Consider the following 18001-nt stretch of genomic DNA (forward strand, 5'->3'; position numbering starts at 1 on the left):
ACTGTAGTTGAAAAAAGGTGAAGTCTATTCATTAATAGATAGCGTATATATAAATAATTTGATTGTGGTGCAAAAACTTCAAAAGCTAATTTTATATGATGCATTATATTCATTCACGAAGTAATACCCTATATAATCATCACAATTCTTCTATTTCTAAAAAATTAAGCCATTGTTTAAAAATTTTTGTTTACTTTTTCTAAATAAGGGAGTATGATAATCGACAGTTTCGAATTTCTAAATCGCTGAAACCTGATGGTACGGGGGAACCGTTTTTATGGATTGATACATAATCCAAGGGGTGAATCCTTGCAAAAGAGGTAGGGCTACTCACAGGCCCGAATCCGACAGCTAACCTCGTAAGCGTTATATGAGAAGGAAGGTGGAGCTTGTGCGACAAAAAAATTAATGTCTACAAGTCTATTTGTTATGGCTTGTAGACATTTTTTGTTTTCTGAAAAATAGCGTATTAATTTGACTAAAAGAGAAATGTACGTACAAAGTTATTGGAGAGTGGACAGCAGTGGTTTCAACTATAAAGAGGTTTTTAATTGGAAGACCCTTAAAATCAACCGAATTAGGAGAGCAAAAGCTTAATAAAACGAAAGCGTTAGCGATTCTATCTTCTGACGCATTATCATCGGTTGCCTATGGTCCGGAGCAAATATTGATTGCTCTATCTACAGTGGGGGCGTTAGCATTTTGGTATTCTATTCCAATCGCAATAGGAGTCTTAGTTTTGCTAACAGCTCTAATTTTGTCTTATAGACAAATTATTTTTGCCTATCCTCATGGCGGGGGGGCATATGTAGTATCAAAAGAAAATTTAGGTGTTAATCCAGGGTTAATAGCTGGAGGTTCCTTATTAGTAGACTACATTTTAACGGTGGCAGTAAGTGTATCTGCAGGTACAGATGCTATTACATCTGCTTTTCCTAGCTTACATGCTCATAATGTAATTATTGCTATTATCTTTGTATTATTTATTACAATTTTGAACTTAAGAGGAGTAACGGAATCAGCTTCTATTTTAGCTTATCCCGTTTATTTATTTGTTTTAGCGTTATTTATATTAATCGGTGTAGGTATATACAACATTGTAACAGGTGAAGTCTCACCTAATTTGCATACACCAATTGGTACACCAGTAGCAGGGGTTAGTTTGTTTTTACTTTTAAAAGCATTTGCATCAGGTAGTTCTGCTTTGACAGGTGTTGAAGCCATTTCCAATGCGATTCCAAACTTTAAAGATCCGGCTCCTAAAAATGCTGCTAAAACGTTACTTGCGATGGGCTCCTTACTTGCAGTGTTATTTTCAGGAATCGTATATTTAGCTTACTATTATGGTATTACTCCAAGTGGAGAGGTAACAGTTGTTTCACAAATTGCCGAAGAAACATTTGGACGGAACTTCATGTATTTCTTTATTCAAGGAACAACAGCGTTGATATTAATACTTGCTGCTAATACTGGTTATTCTGCTTTTCCTTTATTAGCAGTTAATCTTGCAAAAGATAAGTTTATACCTAGAATGTTTACAGTTAGAGGAGACCGATTAGGGTATTCAAATGGAATTATCATACTTGGAATTGCTTCAATTCTTTTAATTATTGCTTTCCAAGGGCAAACGGAACATCTCATTCCACTTTATGCAGTAGGCGTGTTTATTCCATTTACGTTGTCCCAGTCTGGAATGGTGGTAAAATGGATTCGTGAAAAGCCTCAAGGATGGATTTTAAAATTAACGATTAATTTAACGGGTGCTATTATTAGTTTTATAGTTATGAGTATGTTCTTTTTAACTAAGTTTTCACAAGTTTGGACAGTCTTAATTTTCTTACCTGTCATTATTATTGTTTTTCATCGAATTAGAAAGCATTATGAAGCGGTAGGTGATCAATTAAGTCTTAAAACTTGTGAACCAATTGTGCCGATTGAAGGGAATGTCATAATTGTTCCTGTTGCTGGGATGACTCATGTAGTAGAGAATTCATTAAATTATGCTAAATCCCTTTCACCAGATCAAGTCATAGCTGTTTACGTTTCTTTTGAAAGAGAAGATGAGAAGAAGTTTGAAGAAAAATGGAAGAAATGGCAGCCTGAGGTTAGACTGGTGACACTACACTCTCATTACAGAAGTATTATTCAGCCGCTAACCAAATTTATTGATACAGTTCAATATAAAGCTAGCGAATCAAATTATCGGGTTACTGTAGTAATACCGCAATTTATTCCTAAGAAAGGCTGGCACAATATTCTTCATAACCAGTCTAGCTTATTGATTCGTGCATTCTTGCTTTATAAGAGAAATGTAGTTATTACAACTGTACCGTATCATTTGAAAAAATAAAGATTATAGAACAAGCAATTTCTAAGGTAGCTTTACTTATGTAGAGCTACCTTTTTATACAAATAGGTTTTATATCTTATCTTTGTGTATCCAATCCTTATGTTAAATTTGGTATTTCGAAACTTTTTACCACTCCAAAAGTTATTCTTTCTAACCTTGTTAAAATTCCTATCCATTTACTTTCACCAATTTTTTGAACGACCCTGGTTTTTAAAATGATTATCTACATTATATGAATATATTTACTACTATTAAGGCAATAAAGATATATAGTTTTTGATTTTTTCTTTAAGAATATTATTACAAAAGTGCATGTTCCACATCCACATTCGTCATTAAGTAGAAGGGGGGAGTTTATATCTGTTTCTCCATACCAATCTATCTTTTTAAGAAGTTGTTAAAATAGAGTGAATGATAAGACAGAAAAGGATCTGATTTATAGAAGAGCAAGGAGAGGATATATTCGTGCACAAATAATTTTAAGGGTACGCTAGGAAATTTCTAATTTATCAAGAAAAATTAAATTTAGAATGAATGATATAAAGAAGCTTCTTGGGGGGAGGAATGTTAAATTTCAATACATATTTTATAGTAGGGAGTAGATTTTAGTGGGAATTGAACAATACGGTGGTCACTATACTTTCAATTAGGAAGGGAAAAACATGAAATTTTTGTCTCGTTTTGTCCGGCATTTCCGCCGCTTGCAGTGGAAACTGACTTTATTTTATGTATTAACAACCATTGGTGTTCTATTAACCCTTGAAGTGGTAGGCTTTCTTATTTCACTTAGTCTAGTGAAATATAATGCGGACCAAATGTTTGAACAACAGATAAGCATACAGGCCCAAAATATCTCTTCTAACTTTAATGGACCATTGATTAATCAAAATCAACTGAAGAAGGCATTAGAAGATTGGCCCATAGAAGTAGGGACTGAATTCGATGGATTTTCTGTGGTGACTGATCCAAATGGGAAATTACTTGCAAGTGCTGGAGAGAATGTGCCTCAGTTTATTGATTTTAAAACAGAGTTCCCTGCGAAAGTTTATCGAAATATATATACAGCTCTGTCACTGAAACCATCCGAAGCACGTAAGTTAAAAACATATAGCTATCATAAAGGTGGGGTTTTATATATTGTTGCTCCGTTATCTAATGAGAAAGATGTTCTTGGGGTATTAGTAGTTAAAGCAGAAAACATACATTTTTCTTTGTTCGATTTTTGGAAGGCTACTTTTCAGTTTTTTGGATTTAGTATTTTGGCTTTCTTTATTGGTGCAGCAATTGTTGGTATTACTTTTGGAATTATCACCTCTCGAAGTCTCGTTCGTCGTATTCAAAAGATATTAAACTCTACAGATCAATGGAGTCAAGGAGATTTCACAACATTTGTACATGATCCTTCAAAGGATGAATTAGGGCAGTTGGCATATAAGTTGAATCAAATGGCGAAACAATTACGTACCTTACTTAGAGTGCGGCAAGATTTAGCGACACTTGAGGAACGCAATCGATTAGCTCGTGAGCTACATGATAGTATTAAGCAGCAACTGTTTGCTATATCTATCTGGTTGAATACTAGTAAATCTCTTATTGGAAAAGATGATGATACCGCTAAAGACCATTTGTTAAAGGCAGAAAACTTGTTACATCAAACGCAGCGGGAGTTAAGTGCATTAATTCGGGAATTACGTCCTGTCGCACTTGAGGGCAAGAATTTGGCACATGCATTAAAAGATTATGCGGGGATGTGGCAAGAACAAACGGGTATCATGGTTAATTTGGAGACAAGTGGACAGCAACAAGTATCCCCCATTATTGAAGAAACATTTTTTCGCATCACACAGGAGGCACTGAATAATGTTGCACGCCACAGTCAAGCAAATATGGTAATGATTCATCTAGAGTGCGAAGAAGTAGTAACTCTTTCTATTCATGATAATGGTTGTGGGTTTGATATGCAAAGGGGAGCTCGACAAGGAGTAGGTTTGTCCTCTATGCGTGAACGGACTCATGCGTTAAAAGGGAATATCGATATCCAAAGCGGGATAGAGAAAGGTGTGAAAATTACCGTTCAATGTAAACAAGCAGACATTTGGGAAGATAACAATCCGAATGCCAATGGTTATTTAGAAGAGGTGACAGAAAATGGAGAAGGAAGATCCGATTTCGATTTTAATTGTTGATGATCATGCAATTGTAAGACAAGGATTGAATACTCTATTCACAATTCAACCTGACTTTCACGTGGTTGGAGAAGCAGAGAATGGTGAGAATGCTACGGACCTAGCTGCTGAGCTTGTGCCAGATATCGTACTCATGGATTTAGTGATGCCGGGTATCAATGGTGTAGAGGCGATACGAATGATTAAACAAGTTAGTCCTCGTTCTCAAGTGATTGTGTTGACTTCTTATCATGAGGACGAGTACATTTTTCCAGCGTTACGTGCAGGGGCGATATCATATGTGCTTAAAGACATTGAGCCTAATCAATTGGTTGAAACGGTAAGGAGAGGCGTACAAGGCGAATCCATTATGCATCCACGGGTGGCTGCACGGGTTGTTAATGAGATTCGTGCTACGAAACAGGCATCTCCCGATCCATTTTCCGAGCTAAGTGAACGAGAATTGGAAGTATTACGATTGATTGCTAGGGGACTCACGAATGCTGAAATTGCTGAAAGTCTTTTCATTAGTGAAAAGACAGTGAAAGGCCATGTTAGTAACATTTTAAGTAAGCTTCATATGCTTGATCGTACGAAAGCTGCTGTTTTTGCATGGGAACAAGGGTTTATGCGTCCGAATCAGGAAAGCGATTATTGATTTATATTTAGAAAGTTCTCAACCCAATTCCTTTACATGGAATTGGGTTTTTGTTTTCTAGCGACATTTACAAGAAGTGGGCCTAAAGCCTTAATCATGTAAACTCCTGTTTATAAACGGATCTTTAGACCTGTTTATAAACAGGTCCGTGGATTCGTTTCAAATTGTTTCTCCTATTATAGTATGAACTTACTCATCACTATCCACTAAGGAGTTGGAGACTATGGTTTTTAAATTAAATTATATACGACAGTCGACTGAGAATAACTCAGAATACACATTGAAAGATAGGAAGAGGAATCAAAATAAACTGCTGTCAGATTGGCATAGATGGGTTGCTTATATAGCTGCAATCTGGTCTTTCTTGTATGGGATTTTGGGGCTTTATTGGGCTTTAGGAGGCGCAGGATTTCCTTTTGGTGAAAATGATTCAAGAGGGGTTATGATGGGATCATTTTTAGCAAACATACAATCAGATGTGGGAGGAGTGACAATCGCTTGCATTGGAGGGATTGGAGCAATCGCTGCATTGGCTACAATCCGAATGTGGGGGGGAATGATTCCACGTGCAGTCCTGCTCATTTTCGCATGGATAATGTGTATGACTCTAGTGTTGGTGATTCCTGATGTCCGGGTATTACAGAATTTCGCTTATTCATTCATGCTACACTTTCAACTCATTGATTGGTCTGTAATAAATCAACTTCTATGTATGGTAGGAGGATTTTTGTGGGGAGCCACAGCCTTGGCTTATCAGCGGCGGAGCCGGGAAGCATGTGTGAATTGCGGGCGCCAAAAGGAGACTCAGGATAACTCAATTGCCAGAAACAGTTTGGGGAAATATGCAACCTACATTGCTATCGTTATGGCACTTCCTTATGGCATTGTCCGCTTAGCGTGGGCTGCAGAGATTCCATTGGGAGTGAGTGATGCAGCAGCAACATTAATTAGCAATCAATCATTTACGGAACGTTTGATAGAGGTCGTACTTGGGGGATTACCAATATGCGGTGCTATTCTTACATTGGGACTTATCCAAAAATGGGGAGGAAATTTTCCTCGTTGGTGCCTTTATTTGGCTGGAAGACGTGTTCCTATTTGGTTCGCGGTGATACCAGCGACATGTGCATCTGTTCTTATCACTCTTGCGGGATTAAAAATAAGTCCGATTATCATTTTGAAAATATTGGATGGTTCCATCAATGCTGGAAATTGGGGAGAATTAGGGCCTTCACTATTTTGGCTTCCATGGGGAATAGCATTAGGAGTGGCAACTCTTGCTTATTATCAAAGAAGGAAAGGCCAGTGTGGATTTTGCGGAAAGTTTTAGCATTTGAACTTTCTAATAGAAGGGGTGGTTTTCGAGATGTTAAAGATAAAGAAAACAAGTGAAACCGGAATTCATATTGTTGAGCGGTTATCGCTATGGCCAAAATGGATTGGGTATGTTGCAGGTGCGTGGTCGTTTATGTATTTCATATTAGGTTTGTATTGGGCGTTGGGAGGAAAAGGTTTTCCACTTGGGATAGGGGATCCACATTCTGAATACTCAATGCTAGCTGGTTTGAGGCCTGAGATCGGTGCACCTATGATGGTTGGATTTGGATTAATGGGGGTCATTGTAGCTGTCCTGATGATTCTTGGTTGGGGCAAGGGACTTTTCCGAATGATGTTGCTCACGTTTGTGTATATGTTAGTAGCAATTCTATTATTTGCAGTTATCGATTACCGTATTTTGGCGACTGCGGCGTATGGAATTGTCTTTCTGGTTGGAGCGCCATTTGATTTTCCATCTGAAGCTAATTTTTTTGAACACATGATGTATGGGACGGTTGTAAATCAATATATTAGTATGCTCGGATCCTTTCTATGGATTGCTACTGCTTTAGCCTACCAACGCCAAATACGAAATGCTTGTCCGTATTGTGGCCGAAATAGTAATCCTTCTAAATGGACATCACAAACCTCAGCAGCATCTTGGGGGAAATGGTGCACTTACATTGCTATTATAATTCCCATCTGTTATTCCATAACAAGATGGTGTTGGGCGATAGGCATTCCACTAGGAACGACTAAAGAATTACTTGATTCTTTTGAACGTGATTCACCTGGAATTTGGTTAATGGGTGCGTCTTTGGCAACCGTAGCGCTTGGAGGGGCAATTCTTACGCTAGGGCTTATTCAGCGATGGGGAGAAATTTTTCCGCGTTGGTTTCCATTTGTTGCTGGTAAGCGTGTACCTCTTTCATTAGCGATTATCCCGGCTTCACTGGTTTCCATTATGGTTACTTCAGCTGGTTTGATGTACATCCGAGGTTTTATTAATAAAGGGGGCCTAGATCATAGGGGATGGGCATTGGAAGGTCCAGAGTTATTATGGCCAATTTGGGGAGTGGCTCTGTTTGGCGCTACGATAGCTTACTATTATCGGAGGCGTAATAAATGTAGACACTGTGGTAGTTTGTAGTATACTTTGCTAATCAAAAAATAGAAATAGAATAGGATTTCTCAGTAAACTTGACCATTTAATTGGTGCTAGTGAGCGCTCGCTTTTAGATAATGAATATAGGATATAGATGGGACTTACTACCTATGAATAAAAGAGCAGAAAGGGAATGTTTTTATCAGGAGGATGATTAATTCATTTTCTTTTTTATAAAAAGAGAAAATGAATTGTTTTCTGTAAGGGAGAAAAAGTTTTAAAGTAAGGAAATCTGCTTTGTGAAAAGAGTGTATGCATAATTGCATACACTCATAATAGTTATATCGAAATAATAATTGCTATGGCGATTCTTTTAGAGATAAAGGTGCTTTTCAATGAAAAATACTCTTATTAATATTTTATAAAGTTAATGTTACTTTATATTGAAATAAAGACAAAAAGCCTATGGAATAGCGGAAGAAAAAATACACCTTTACGATAAAAAATAGCTGTGTTTAAATGAGGCTACAGTATAAAACTTGAATTTAAACACAGCTATTTGTTTCATAACCTTATTAATGAATTGTGAAAAATGAATAATATTTTTGTGTAACATATGCAATCTTCTTTCTTAGTTTTATAGGGAATTGGAAGAAGATTCATGGTAGGAAATTCATTTAGTAAATAAAAGGTATGATGAATAGCTTATATGATTTAGTTTAAGTCCAAGTGGTGCTATATTTTAAATCTAATGAATCGAAAGAGGTGGATATAGTAAAATATGATTTTATTTTCTTATTAAGATAGTAGTTCTAATTTGAATCAAAAAAGTAAGGGATGAAATCGCTAATAAGGAAATATAAAAACTAATAGAGTTCATACATATTCGAAAAAGATTGAATATGTATGGAAACGTTTCCTATATTTGTCTATTACAAAGAAATAAACAGTATTAAATCTATATAAAAAAATATAATTAGTTACTAATATATTAGGAGGAGTTAAAGTGAAAAAGACTTTACTTACAGGGCTATTGGTTACGGCAGTATCTACAAGTTGCTTAACACCTATAAGTGCTTTCGCAGAAAGTAATCAATCAGAATTTAAACAAACAAGTGTTCAAAATATTACGGCTAGAAATACATTGTCAAATTCGATAAGAACTTTAGGGGCAAACACTCCTTTAATACAAGCTTACGGATTAGTTATTTTACAACAGCCAGATATTAAAGTAAGTGCTATGAGTAGTTTGACAGATTTTCAAAAGATCGCAAAAACGAATGTCCGTGAATGGGTAGATGAGTATAATCCGAAGTTAATGGATCTAAATCAAGAAATGATGAGATATAGTACAAGATTTAATAGCTATTATAGTAAATTATATGATTTAGCTGGAAAAGTGAATGAAGATGAACAAGCAAAAAATGATTTTGTAAGCGCTTTCGGTAGACTCTATAGTCAATCACAAACAATTCAAGATGACATGGAACAAACTTTACTTGAGTTAAATCGTTTTAAAGCTTTATTGGATAAAGATAATGCAAGTCTATCTCAAAAGGCTGACACAGCAATTCAATCATTAAAGGGCTCAAATGGAGATATTGTACAAATAAGAGCGGATATTAAAAGAATTCAAGAAGAGATTCAAGCGGAACTTACAAAGATTTTAAATCGACCAAATGAAATTATTAAAGGCTCAATTAATATTGGGAAACAAGTTTTTACAATTACGAATCAAACAGCTCAGACAAAAACAGTAGATTTTGTATCGATTGGATCTCTTAGCGATGAAATCGTAAATGCTGCAGATAGTCAAACAAGAGAAGCTGCGAATAGAATTCAGCAGAAGCAAAAAGAATTACTACCACTTATTCAAAAGTTATCACAATCTGAAATTCAAGTAACTGAAATTACATTTATTGAAGATCAGGTAAAAAGTTTTACGGAGCTAATTAATAGACAAATTACAACTTTGGAGTATTTGGTGAATGATTGGAAGTCAGTGAATGAAACTATGCTTCAAATGAAAGAGAATCTTGCAACAGGTGTTTCTATTGATAGTAGTACACTCCAAAAACAATTTAGTCAACTTAAAAGATTAAATGATGAGATGGCTAAACAAACGAAGCAATTTGAAGATTACGTGACAAATGTAATGGTACATTAAATTTCTTGCAGACAATACATCATAATAATTAATGATATAGGGAGAGAAGAAAAATGACAAAAAAACCTTATAAAGTAATGGCTCTATCGGCAATCATGGCAGTAGTTGTAGCAGGTAATATCCTACCAGCACATACTTATGCAGCGGAAAGCACAACAAAACCAATTCCGATTCATGCTAGTGTATCAGATGCATCGGACAAGTACTCTGAATATTCATTAGGGCCAGACGGTCTAAGAGATGCGATGGCAAGAACAGGTTCAAATGCTTTAGTAATGGACCTATATGCTTTAACAATTATCAAACAAGCTAATGTTAATTTTAATGGTATAACGACAGTTGATGATTCTTTAAAAACAAAAGTTGTTCATCATCAAGATGTTGCTAGAGGAAATGCAAATCATTGGTTGGATACAATTAAACCGCAATTGATTTCCACGAACCAAAATATTATTAATTATAATACGAAATTCCAAAACTATTATGATACGTTAGTAACAGCGGTAGATAATAAAGACAAAGCAACACTAACAAAAGGACTTACAAGATTATCTGCTAGTATTACAGAGAACAAAGAAAAAGTAGATAAGTTAGTGGCAGACCTAAAACAATTCCGAAATAAAATGACAACAGATACGCAAAACTTTAAAGGTGATGCAAATCAATTAACGTCTATTTTAGCAAGTCAAGATGCTGGAATTCCACTTATGCAAAACCAAATCACAACGTATAATGAGGCGATTGGTAAATATAACGCAATTATTATTGGATCGTCAGTTGCAACAGCTTTAGGACCAATTGCGATTATAGGTGGTGCAGTTGTAATTGCTACTGGTGCAGGGACTCCATTAGGAATTGGACTTATTGCAGGTGGAGCAGCAGCGATAGGAGGAGGAACTGCTGGAATTGTTTTAGCGAAGAAAGAACTTGATAATGCACAGGCAGAAATCCAAAAGATAACAGGACAAATTTCGCAAGCGCAATTACAGGTAGCTGGCTTAACAAATATTAAAACTCAAACTGAATATTTAACAAATACAATCGATGTAGCCATTACTGCACTGCAAAATATTTCAAATCAATGGTATACAATGGGATCAAAATATAACTCTTTACTTCAAAACGTTGAATCTATTAGCCCTAACGATCTTGTTTTCATCAAAGAGGATCTAAATATTGCTAAAGATAGCTGGAAAAATATTAAAGATTATGCTGAAAAGATTTATGCTGAGGATATTAAAGTAGTGGATACAAAAGCGTAATAAATCACTAATGCTTTATATGGAGATACTTGATAATTTTTTCGGACATATAAAGTATGGGATGCAGGTCTCCTGTTCAATTTTGAGCAGGAGATTTTTAATCTCATTATTCGTGAACAGAGAGACACAGAGAATGATTGAGATAAAGGGAATCTCAGCTGATAGAAGTTGTACTTTATACAAAGTAGGTGGAGATATGAATAAGGGGCTTTATAAGAAAATCATGTTGTCAATGATGGTTCTTGGGGTTACGACAAGTAATATTGTACCACTGCATCCTCTTGCAGCAGAACAAAAGGGGCAAATACATTCATTGCAAGAAAGTAATAAAAACTATTCTCTTGGTCCTGCAGGATTCCAGGATGTAATGGCACAAACAACATCTAGTGTATTTGCAATGGATGCATATGCGAAAACAATTCGTGATCAACAAGAAACAGATTTGAGTAAAATAAGTGCAGTAAATAGTAGTTTACGAGAAAATATGATCAAGCACCAAAAAGAGGCCAAGTTGAATGCGATATACTGGTTAGATGAAATGAAACCTCAAATTTTGAAGACGGATCAAAATATTGTGGAATTTAATGATACATTCCAAGCATATTACAACAATTTATTAGCAGCTATGGACCAAAAAGACAGCGGGAAATTGAAATCTGATTTAGAAAAATTGTACAATGTCATTTTGAACAACCAGAGTGAAGTGGATAAGCTGTTAGGAAATCTAAAAACGTTTCGAAATAGAATGGCAGAAGATACAAAAAGCTTTAAGGATGATGCAAATCAATTAACCTCAATTTTAGCAAGTACGAATGCTGGAATTCCGCTGTTGCAACAGCAAATCAATACTTACAATGATTCAATTAAAAAAAGTAATGATATGGTTATTGCGGGAGCAGCACTTTGTGTGGCGTTAATCACTTGTCTCGCTGGTGGGCCGATGATTGCTGTCGCTAAGAAAGATATTGCAAATGCAGAACGAGAAATCGAAAACTTAAAGGCTAGAATTTCTGGGGCACAGACGGAAGTAGCTATTTTGACTGATGTTAAAAATAAGACAATCAATATGACGGAAACAATTGATGCAGCCATTACTTCTCTTCAAAATATATCGAATCAGTGGTATACAATTGGAGCGAAGTATAATAATTTGTTGCAAAATGTAAAAGGCATCAGTCCTGAGGAGTTTACTTTTATCAAAGAAGATCTGAATACAGCTAGAGATAGTTGGCAGGATGTCAAGAATTATACAGAAAAATTACATGAAGGTGTAGTAGAATAAAGTAAGACTCTAATCAGTGGGGGGGCCTCCGCTGATTTTTTTGTTTTGGTTGAAGTTTGAAACGAGGATAAATAGAGGTTTAAGGAACTTCATATGTGTTAATTCAAGGGACCGAAAAAAGAAACTTATTGATAGAAAATTTTTTCGCCCAATAAATAAATTTGATTGAAGTTACTCTGAAAATGTTGGCTATCAATTTAGATGGTCGAAATTCCTAGAATAAAGCGGTATAATGCTTGTAAATGATAGAAAAATGTAGGAAAGGATATATAAATAGCTACTATGGATAAAGATAAACAACAATTAAGTGTTGAAGTTGCAAGATTATACTACCAATCTGATTATAGCCAACAAGAAATTGCTAATAAACTGAATATTTCCAGACCGACCATCTCAAGGCTTTTAAAATATGCGAAAGAAAAAGGATTTGTTCAAATTAACATAGCAGATCCATTTGCTGATTTAGATAATGTAGGAAATCTACTTAGAGAAAAATATAATTTATTAGAAGCGCACGTCGTATTTTCTCCGGTACCAGAGTATGCGACTATTACGGAATATATTAGTAAATATGCTGCTGAGTATATGGAGAAGACTGTTACAAATGGTGATATCGTTGGTGTGAGCTGGGGAACCACTATGTATGAAATCGCAAGAAAAATTGTGCCGCAACATGTAAAAGGGGTAGAGGTTGTTCAATTAAAAGGGGGTATTAGTCACTCAAGTGTTAATACCTATGCGAATGAAACAATCGCTTTATTTGCAGATGCATTTCAAACGACACCACGAAATCTACCGCTTCCAGTTATATTTGATAACGCAGTTACAAAGGAATTAGTGGAACAGGATAGACATATTCACCATATTATTGAAATGGGAAAACAAGCAAATATTGCAATTTTTACGGTTGGAACTGTTAGAGACGAAGCTCTATTATTTCGATTAGGCTATTTAGATAAAGAAGAGATGAGTTTATTGAAAGAACAAGCTGTTGGTGATATTTGTTCACGTTTCTTTGATGGAGCTGGTAATATTTGCAGTGAGGAAATTAATCAGCGTACAATTGGTATTGATTTAGAGGAGTTGCGCTTAAAAAAACGCTCTGTTCTTGTTGCTGGAGGTTCTAGAAAAGTAAAAGCAATAGATGGTGCGTTAAGCGGAGGATATGCAAATGTGTTGATTATAGATCAGCATACCGCGAAAGAGCTTTTAAATTATTAAAAAGGTTAAAAAAGAAGGTTTCTCAAAAATATGAATTTGAGAAACCTTCTTTTAGTATGTGGTTGTGCAATATCTGAGTTTTTCAGTAAAAAATTCATGATGAAATAATGGTTTGTATAAGAGATTTGTGAAAGGAATTTTTTAATCCCGTAAAAGTCGGATTGGTGAGGGCTGATAATCAGTGAGGGGTGAAGCCCCTTCACTGATTAAAATTTCACTTTATAAATGAATAAATACTGTGTTTTATGAGGGAGCTGTTAATAGGGTATCCCCTTTTTTGTGTCAATTTTAAAAACTTAGTTCGCTATCTCAAAAAAATATTGAACATAATTTCAAAAGTGTGTTTACATTTGTTCAGAGTGGAGTTAGAATGAAGTTGTTAAAAGATATGAGGAGTGAAGAAAATGAACATTGCAAAGTTAATTGATCATACAGTTTTGAAACCGGATACTAAAACAGAAGACGTTATGAAAGTTTTAGAAGAAGCAAAAAAATACAATTTCGCTTCTGTTTGTATTAATCCTACATGGGTGAAATTAGCAGCCGAAGAATTAGTAGGACATGATGTAGATGTTTGTACAGTTATTGGTTTCCCTTTAGGTGCGAATACAACTGAAACAAAAGTATTTGAAACAAAAGATGTAATTGCAAAAGGTGCAACTGAAGTTGACATGGTAATCAACGTTGGCGCTTTAAAAGATGGCGATAATGAATTCGTTGAAAAAGATATTTACGAAGTTGTACAAGCTGCAAAAGGAAAAGCACTTGTAAAAGTTATTATTGAAACATGCTTATTAACAGATGAAGAAAAAGTACGTGCTTGTGAATTATCTGTAAAAGCTGGAGCTGACTTTGTAAAAACTTCAACTGGATTCTCAACTGGTGGAGCGACTGCTGAAGATATCGCATTAATGCGTAAAACTGTTGGAGAAAATGTTGGTGTGAAAGCATCTGGTGGTGTTCGTACAAGAGAAGATGCAGAGAAAATGATTGAAGCGGGAGCTTCTAGAATCGGAGCAAGCGCTAGTGTTGCAATCGTATTAGATGACAAAAATGGTGCTTCAGATAACTACTAATTCATAAAACGTTGTAAGTAATAGATACACAAACTGCAAGGAGCATGGTGTATCTATTACTTTAACACTTGATAAATATGTAAGCGGATACGGAAAAGGAGGGGGAATTTTATGAAATATGTAATCGGTATCATAGGCTTGATCATTGTGTTAGGCATTGCATGGCTTGCTAGTAATAATAGAAGAAAAGTGAAATATCGCCCTATTATAACGATGATTGTGCTTCAGTTTATTTTAGGTTTCTTACTATTAAATACAAGCATCGGGAACGTGTTAATTGCTGGGATTGCAGATGGTTTTGGACAATTGTTAAAGTATGCTGGTGATGGTGTTAATTTTGTATTTGGTGGTTTAGCAAATCAAAAAGAATTTTCATTCTTTTTAGGGGTATTAATGCCAATTGTTTTCATATCAGCTTTAATTGGTATCCTGCAACACATTAAGGTATTGCCATTTATTGTGAAATACATTGGTTTAGCTTTAAGTAAAATAAATGGAATGGGGAAACTTGAATCGTATAACGCTGTAGCTTCAGCCATTTTAGGACAATCAGAAGTTTTTATTTCAGTTAAGAAGCAGCTAGGTCTACTATCAGAAAGAAGATTATATACATTGTGTGCATCTGCAATGTCAACAGTTTCTATGTCGATTGTTGGATCATACATGGTTTTATTAAAACCGCAGTATGTTGTAACCGCTTTAGTACTTAACTTGTTTGGTGGATTTATTATTGCTTCTATCATTAACCCTTACGAGGTTACTGAAGAAGAAGATATGTTAGAAGTACAAGAGGAAGAGAAAAAGACCTTTTTCGAAGTATTAGGGGAGTATATAATTGATGGCTTTAAAGTTGCTATTACAGTAGCGGCTATGTTAATTGGATTTGTTGCTTTAATTGCTTTTATTAATGCAATTTTTAAAGGGGTAATTGGTATCTCATTCCAAGAAATCCTTGGCTATGTATTTGCGCCATTTGCTTTTATTATAGGTGTCCCTTGGCATGAAGCTGTTAACGCAGGTAACATCATGGCAACGAAACTTGTATCAAATGAATTTGTAGCCATGACAAATTTAGCACAAGGGAACTTTAATTTTTCAGGCAGAACAACAGCAATCATATCAGTGTTCCTTGTTTCATTCGCAAACTTCTCTTCAATTGGAATTATCGCCGGTGCTGTTAAAAGTTTGAACGAAAAACAAGGGAATGTAGTAGCAAGATTTGGTTTGAAATTACTCTTTGGTGCAACTTTAGTAAGCTTTTTATCAGCAACAATAGTTGGTTTAATATATTAAGAATTTAAGAGCTAGACGAATAAAAAATAAAAAGGATTGGTGATTCAGATGAGAATGGTAGATATTATCGCGAAAAAACGTGATGGTAAAGAATTAACAACAGAGGAGATTCAATTCTTTATCAAAGGGTATACAGATGGATCAATACCTGATTACCAAGTAAGTGCACTGGCAATGGCTATCTTTTTCAAAGACATGTCTGACCGTGAACGTGCCGATTTAACGATGGCTATGGTGCATTCTGGAGAAACAATTGATTTATCTGAGATTGAAGGAGTTAAAGTAGATAAACATTCAACTGGTGGTGTTGGTGATACAACAACATTAGTGTTAGGACCATTAGTAGCTGCTTTAGATGTACCAGTTGCAAAAATGTCTGGTCGAGGTTTAGGTCATACGGGTGGTACAATTGATAAATTAGAAGCAGTAGAAGGCTTCCATGTTGAAATTACGAAAGAGCAATTCATCGAATTAGTGAACCGTGACAAGGTTGCAATTATTGGACAAACAGGAAATTTAACGCCTGCCGATAAAAAAATATATGCACTACGTGATGTTACTGGAACAGTGAATTCAATTCCGTTAATCGCAAGTTCGATTATGAGTAAAAAGATTGCGGCTGGTGCTGATGCGATTGTTCTTGATGTTAAGACAGGTGCTGGTGCATTCATGAAAACAGAAGAGGATGCGAAAGAATTAGCACACGCAATGGTACGAATCGGAAATAATGTTGGACGTCAAACAATGGCTGTTATTTCAGACATGTCACAACCTCTTGGCTTTGCAATTGGTAATGCTCTTGAAGTACAAGAAGCGATTGATACATTAAAAGGGGAAGGTCCAGAAGATTTAACGGAATTAGTACTTGTATTAGGTAGTCAAATGGTTGTACTTGGGAAAAAAGCGAATACGTTAGAAGAAGCACGTGAAATGCTAAAAGAAGTTATGAAAAATGGAAAAGCAATTGAGAAGTTCAAGGAGTTCTTGAGTAATCAAGGTGGAGATAGCTCAATTGTAGATCATCCAGAAAAGTTACCACAAGCTAAATATGTAATTGATGTACCTGCTAAAACTTCAGGTGTAGTCTCTAACATTGTGGCAGATGAAATAGGTATTGCTGCCATGCTTCTAGGAGCAGGTCGTGCAACAAAAGAAGATGAAATTGATTTAGCTGTTGGCTTAATGCTACGTAAAAAAGTTGGTGAAGCTGTAAAAGAAGGGGAACCACTTGTTACGATTTACGCGAATCGTGAAAACGTGGAAGATGTAAAAGCTAAAATTTATGAAAACATTTCTGTATCAGAAAAGGCTGAAACTCCTAACTTAATTCATACAATTATAACTGATTAATGGTTCATAGGATTAATTTACTCTGAGGAGGAAATAACATGGATAAAAAAAGATACATTGAAGAAGCAACGAAGATGTTAGAAAAAGCTTATATTCCATATTCTAAATTTCCTGTTGGTGCAGCGTTGGTTACGAAAGAAGGTAAGATCTATACAGGTTGTAATATAGAAAATGCTTCTTATGGTCTATGTAATTGTGCTGAAAGAACGGCTATATTTAAAGCAGTATCAGAAGGGGAACGTGATTTTAGTTATTTAGTAATTACAGGTAAAACAGATGGACCTATTTCACCATGCGGAGCTTGTAGACAAGTCATTGCAGAGTTTTGCGATCCTAAAATGCCAGTGTTATTAACAAATCTAAAAGGCGATGAAAAAGAAGTAACGGTTGAACAATTGTTACCGGGTGCATTTTCGATTGAGGATTTAATCTAATTTCAAATGAATATAAGAAAGAAGCTGTCCTAAAATTTATATGTTGGGAGAGCTTCTTTTTTTGTGTGAAGAATATGTTTTTATTTATATAACCATTGAAATTCTGTTCATGAAAGCCATTTTTCTATTTGAATGGGAATTTGCTGGGGATGGATCGACCGTTTTGCAGGATTACTCTTTCTGTCTGCTTCTTATCTATTTCAAACTCGTAAACTGTCCACAAGGTTAGGTGAAGTTCTCTCTAATGGTATTGTGCATCTATAAAGAGTTCCGTACTAAATGAGGGTGGCTACGAATAAGGTTGGTAGAAGAGTAGAAGGA

Annotated in this window: 14 protein-coding genes and 1 riboswitch; all 14 genes read left to right on the top strand. The window is 35.4% G+C overall.

Annotated elements, in window-relative coordinates:
* Positions 1–233: 233 nt before the first annotated feature.
* Positions 234–382, top strand: a riboswitch (cyclic di-AMP (ydaO/yuaA leader).
* Positions 383–523: 141 nt separating this feature from the next.
* The 14 genes from ORL93_RS15895 (at position 524) to ORL93_RS15960 (ending at position 17944) form a co-directional block, all read left to right on the top strand.
* Entirely contained in the window at positions 524–2350 is a 1827-nt protein-coding gene (locus ORL93_RS15895; RefSeq protein ID WP_003196822.1) for an APC family permease, read from the top strand.
* Positions 2351–3012: 662 nt separating this feature from the next.
* Positions 3013–4536, top strand: a complete 1524-nt coding sequence (locus tag ORL93_RS15900; protein ID WP_098161029.1) for a sensor histidine kinase — start codon at positions 3013–3015, stop codon at positions 4534–4536.
* Positions 4499–5173, top strand: a complete 675-nt coding sequence (locus tag ORL93_RS15905; RefSeq protein ID WP_040119411.1) for a response regulator — start codon at positions 4499–4501, stop codon at positions 5171–5173. Before ORL93_RS15900 ends, ORL93_RS15905 begins: the two co-directional genes overlap by 38 nt.
* 223 nt (positions 5174–5396) lie before the next feature.
* Positions 5397–6503: a hypothetical protein gene (locus ORL93_RS15910; protein WP_265959199.1), complete on the top strand. Its 1107-nt coding sequence runs from the start codon at positions 5397–5399 to the stop codon at positions 6501–6503.
* 36 nt (positions 6504–6539) lie between these two features.
* A complete protein-coding gene (locus ORL93_RS15915) occupies positions 6540–7640 on the top strand; it encodes a hypothetical protein (protein ID WP_265959200.1) in 1101 nt (366 codons plus the stop codon).
* A 961-nt stretch (positions 7641–8601) separates the two neighbouring features.
* Positions 8602–9762 carry a non-hemolytic enterotoxin subunit A gene (gene nheA, locus ORL93_RS15920; RefSeq protein WP_097794124.1) on the top strand — a complete coding sequence of 387 codons (1161 nt, stop codon included), beginning with the start codon at positions 8602–8604 and terminating at the stop codon, positions 9760–9762.
* A gap of 53 nt (positions 9763–9815) precedes the next feature.
* Positions 9816–11024: a non-hemolytic enterotoxin subunit B gene (gene nheB, locus ORL93_RS15925; protein WP_265959201.1), complete on the top strand. Its 1209-nt coding sequence runs from the start codon at positions 9816–9818 to the stop codon at positions 11022–11024.
* Between the two features lie 196 nt (positions 11025–11220).
* Positions 11221–12306 (top strand): non-hemolytic enterotoxin subunit C, encoded by a 1086-nt coding sequence (nheC, locus tag ORL93_RS15930; RefSeq protein ID WP_097794234.1) that lies wholly within the window; start codon positions 11221–11223, stop codon positions 12304–12306.
* A gap of 282 nt (positions 12307–12588) precedes the next feature.
* Entirely contained in the window at positions 12589–13527 is a 939-nt protein-coding gene (locus ORL93_RS15935) for a DNA-binding transcriptional repressor DeoR (RefSeq protein WP_003196838.1), read from the top strand.
* 404 nt (positions 13528–13931) lie between these two features.
* Entirely contained in the window at positions 13932–14603 is a 672-nt protein-coding gene (deoC, locus tag ORL93_RS15940) for a deoxyribose-phosphate aldolase (protein ID WP_265959202.1), read from the top strand.
* A gap of 111 nt (positions 14604–14714) precedes the next feature.
* Positions 14715–15896 (top strand): NupC/NupG family nucleoside CNT transporter, encoded by a 1182-nt coding sequence (locus ORL93_RS15945; protein WP_003196842.1) that lies wholly within the window; start codon positions 14715–14717, stop codon positions 15894–15896.
* Between the two features lie 48 nt (positions 15897–15944).
* A complete protein-coding gene (locus tag ORL93_RS15950; RefSeq protein ID WP_006094518.1) occupies positions 15945–17246 on the top strand; it encodes a pyrimidine-nucleoside phosphorylase in 1302 nt (433 codons plus the stop codon).
* Positions 17247–17284: 38 nt separating this feature from the next.
* Positions 17285–17680: a cytidine deaminase gene (locus ORL93_RS15955; protein ID WP_003206815.1), complete on the top strand. Its 396-nt coding sequence runs from the start codon at positions 17285–17287 to the stop codon at positions 17678–17680.
* Positions 17681–17812: 132 nt separating this feature from the next.
* The gene (locus tag ORL93_RS15960; RefSeq protein ID WP_265959203.1) at positions 17813–17944 is read left to right on the top strand and encodes a hypothetical protein; all 132 of its coding nucleotides are present in this window, start codon (positions 17813–17815) and stop codon (positions 17942–17944) included.
* Positions 17945–18001 lie beyond the last annotated feature (57 nt).

This window comes from Bacillus sp. DHT2, assembly GCF_026241455.1.
In the GTDB taxonomy this organism is placed as follows: Bacteria; Bacillota; Bacilli; order Bacillales; family Bacillaceae_G; genus Bacillus_A; species Bacillus_A pseudomycoides.

Coding starts and splice junctions, on each gene's coding strand:
- ORL93_RS15900 (WP_098161029.1), top strand. CDS start 3,013: ATGAAATTTTTGTCTCGTTTTGTCCGGCATTTCCGCCGCTTGCAGTGG.
- ORL93_RS15905 (WP_040119411.1), top strand. CDS start 4,499: ATGGAGAAGGAAGATCCGATTTCGATTTTAATTGTTGATGATCATGCA.
- ORL93_RS15910 (WP_265959199.1), top strand. CDS start 5,397: ATGGTTTTTAAATTAAATTATATACGACAGTCGACTGAGAATAACTCA.
- ORL93_RS15915 (WP_265959200.1), top strand. CDS start 6,540: ATGTTAAAGATAAAGAAAACAAGTGAAACCGGAATTCATATTGTTGAG.
- nheB (WP_265959201.1), top strand. CDS start 9,816: ATGACAAAAAAACCTTATAAAGTAATGGCTCTATCGGCAATCATGGCA.
- nheC (WP_097794234.1), top strand. CDS start 11,221: ATGAATAAGGGGCTTTATAAGAAAATCATGTTGTCAATGATGGTTCTT.
- ORL93_RS15935 (WP_003196838.1), top strand. CDS start 12,589: ATGGATAAAGATAAACAACAATTAAGTGTTGAAGTTGCAAGATTATAC.
- deoC (WP_265959202.1), top strand. CDS start 13,932: ATGAACATTGCAAAGTTAATTGATCATACAGTTTTGAAACCGGATACT.
- ORL93_RS15945 (WP_003196842.1), top strand. CDS start 14,715: ATGAAATATGTAATCGGTATCATAGGCTTGATCATTGTGTTAGGCATT.
- ORL93_RS15950 (WP_006094518.1), top strand. CDS start 15,945: ATGAGAATGGTAGATATTATCGCGAAAAAACGTGATGGTAAAGAATTA.
- ORL93_RS15955 (WP_003206815.1), top strand. CDS start 17,285: ATGGATAAAAAAAGATACATTGAAGAAGCAACGAAGATGTTAGAAAAA.
- ORL93_RS15960 (WP_265959203.1), top strand. CDS start 17,813: ATGGGAATTTGCTGGGGATGGATCGACCGTTTTGCAGGATTACTCTTT.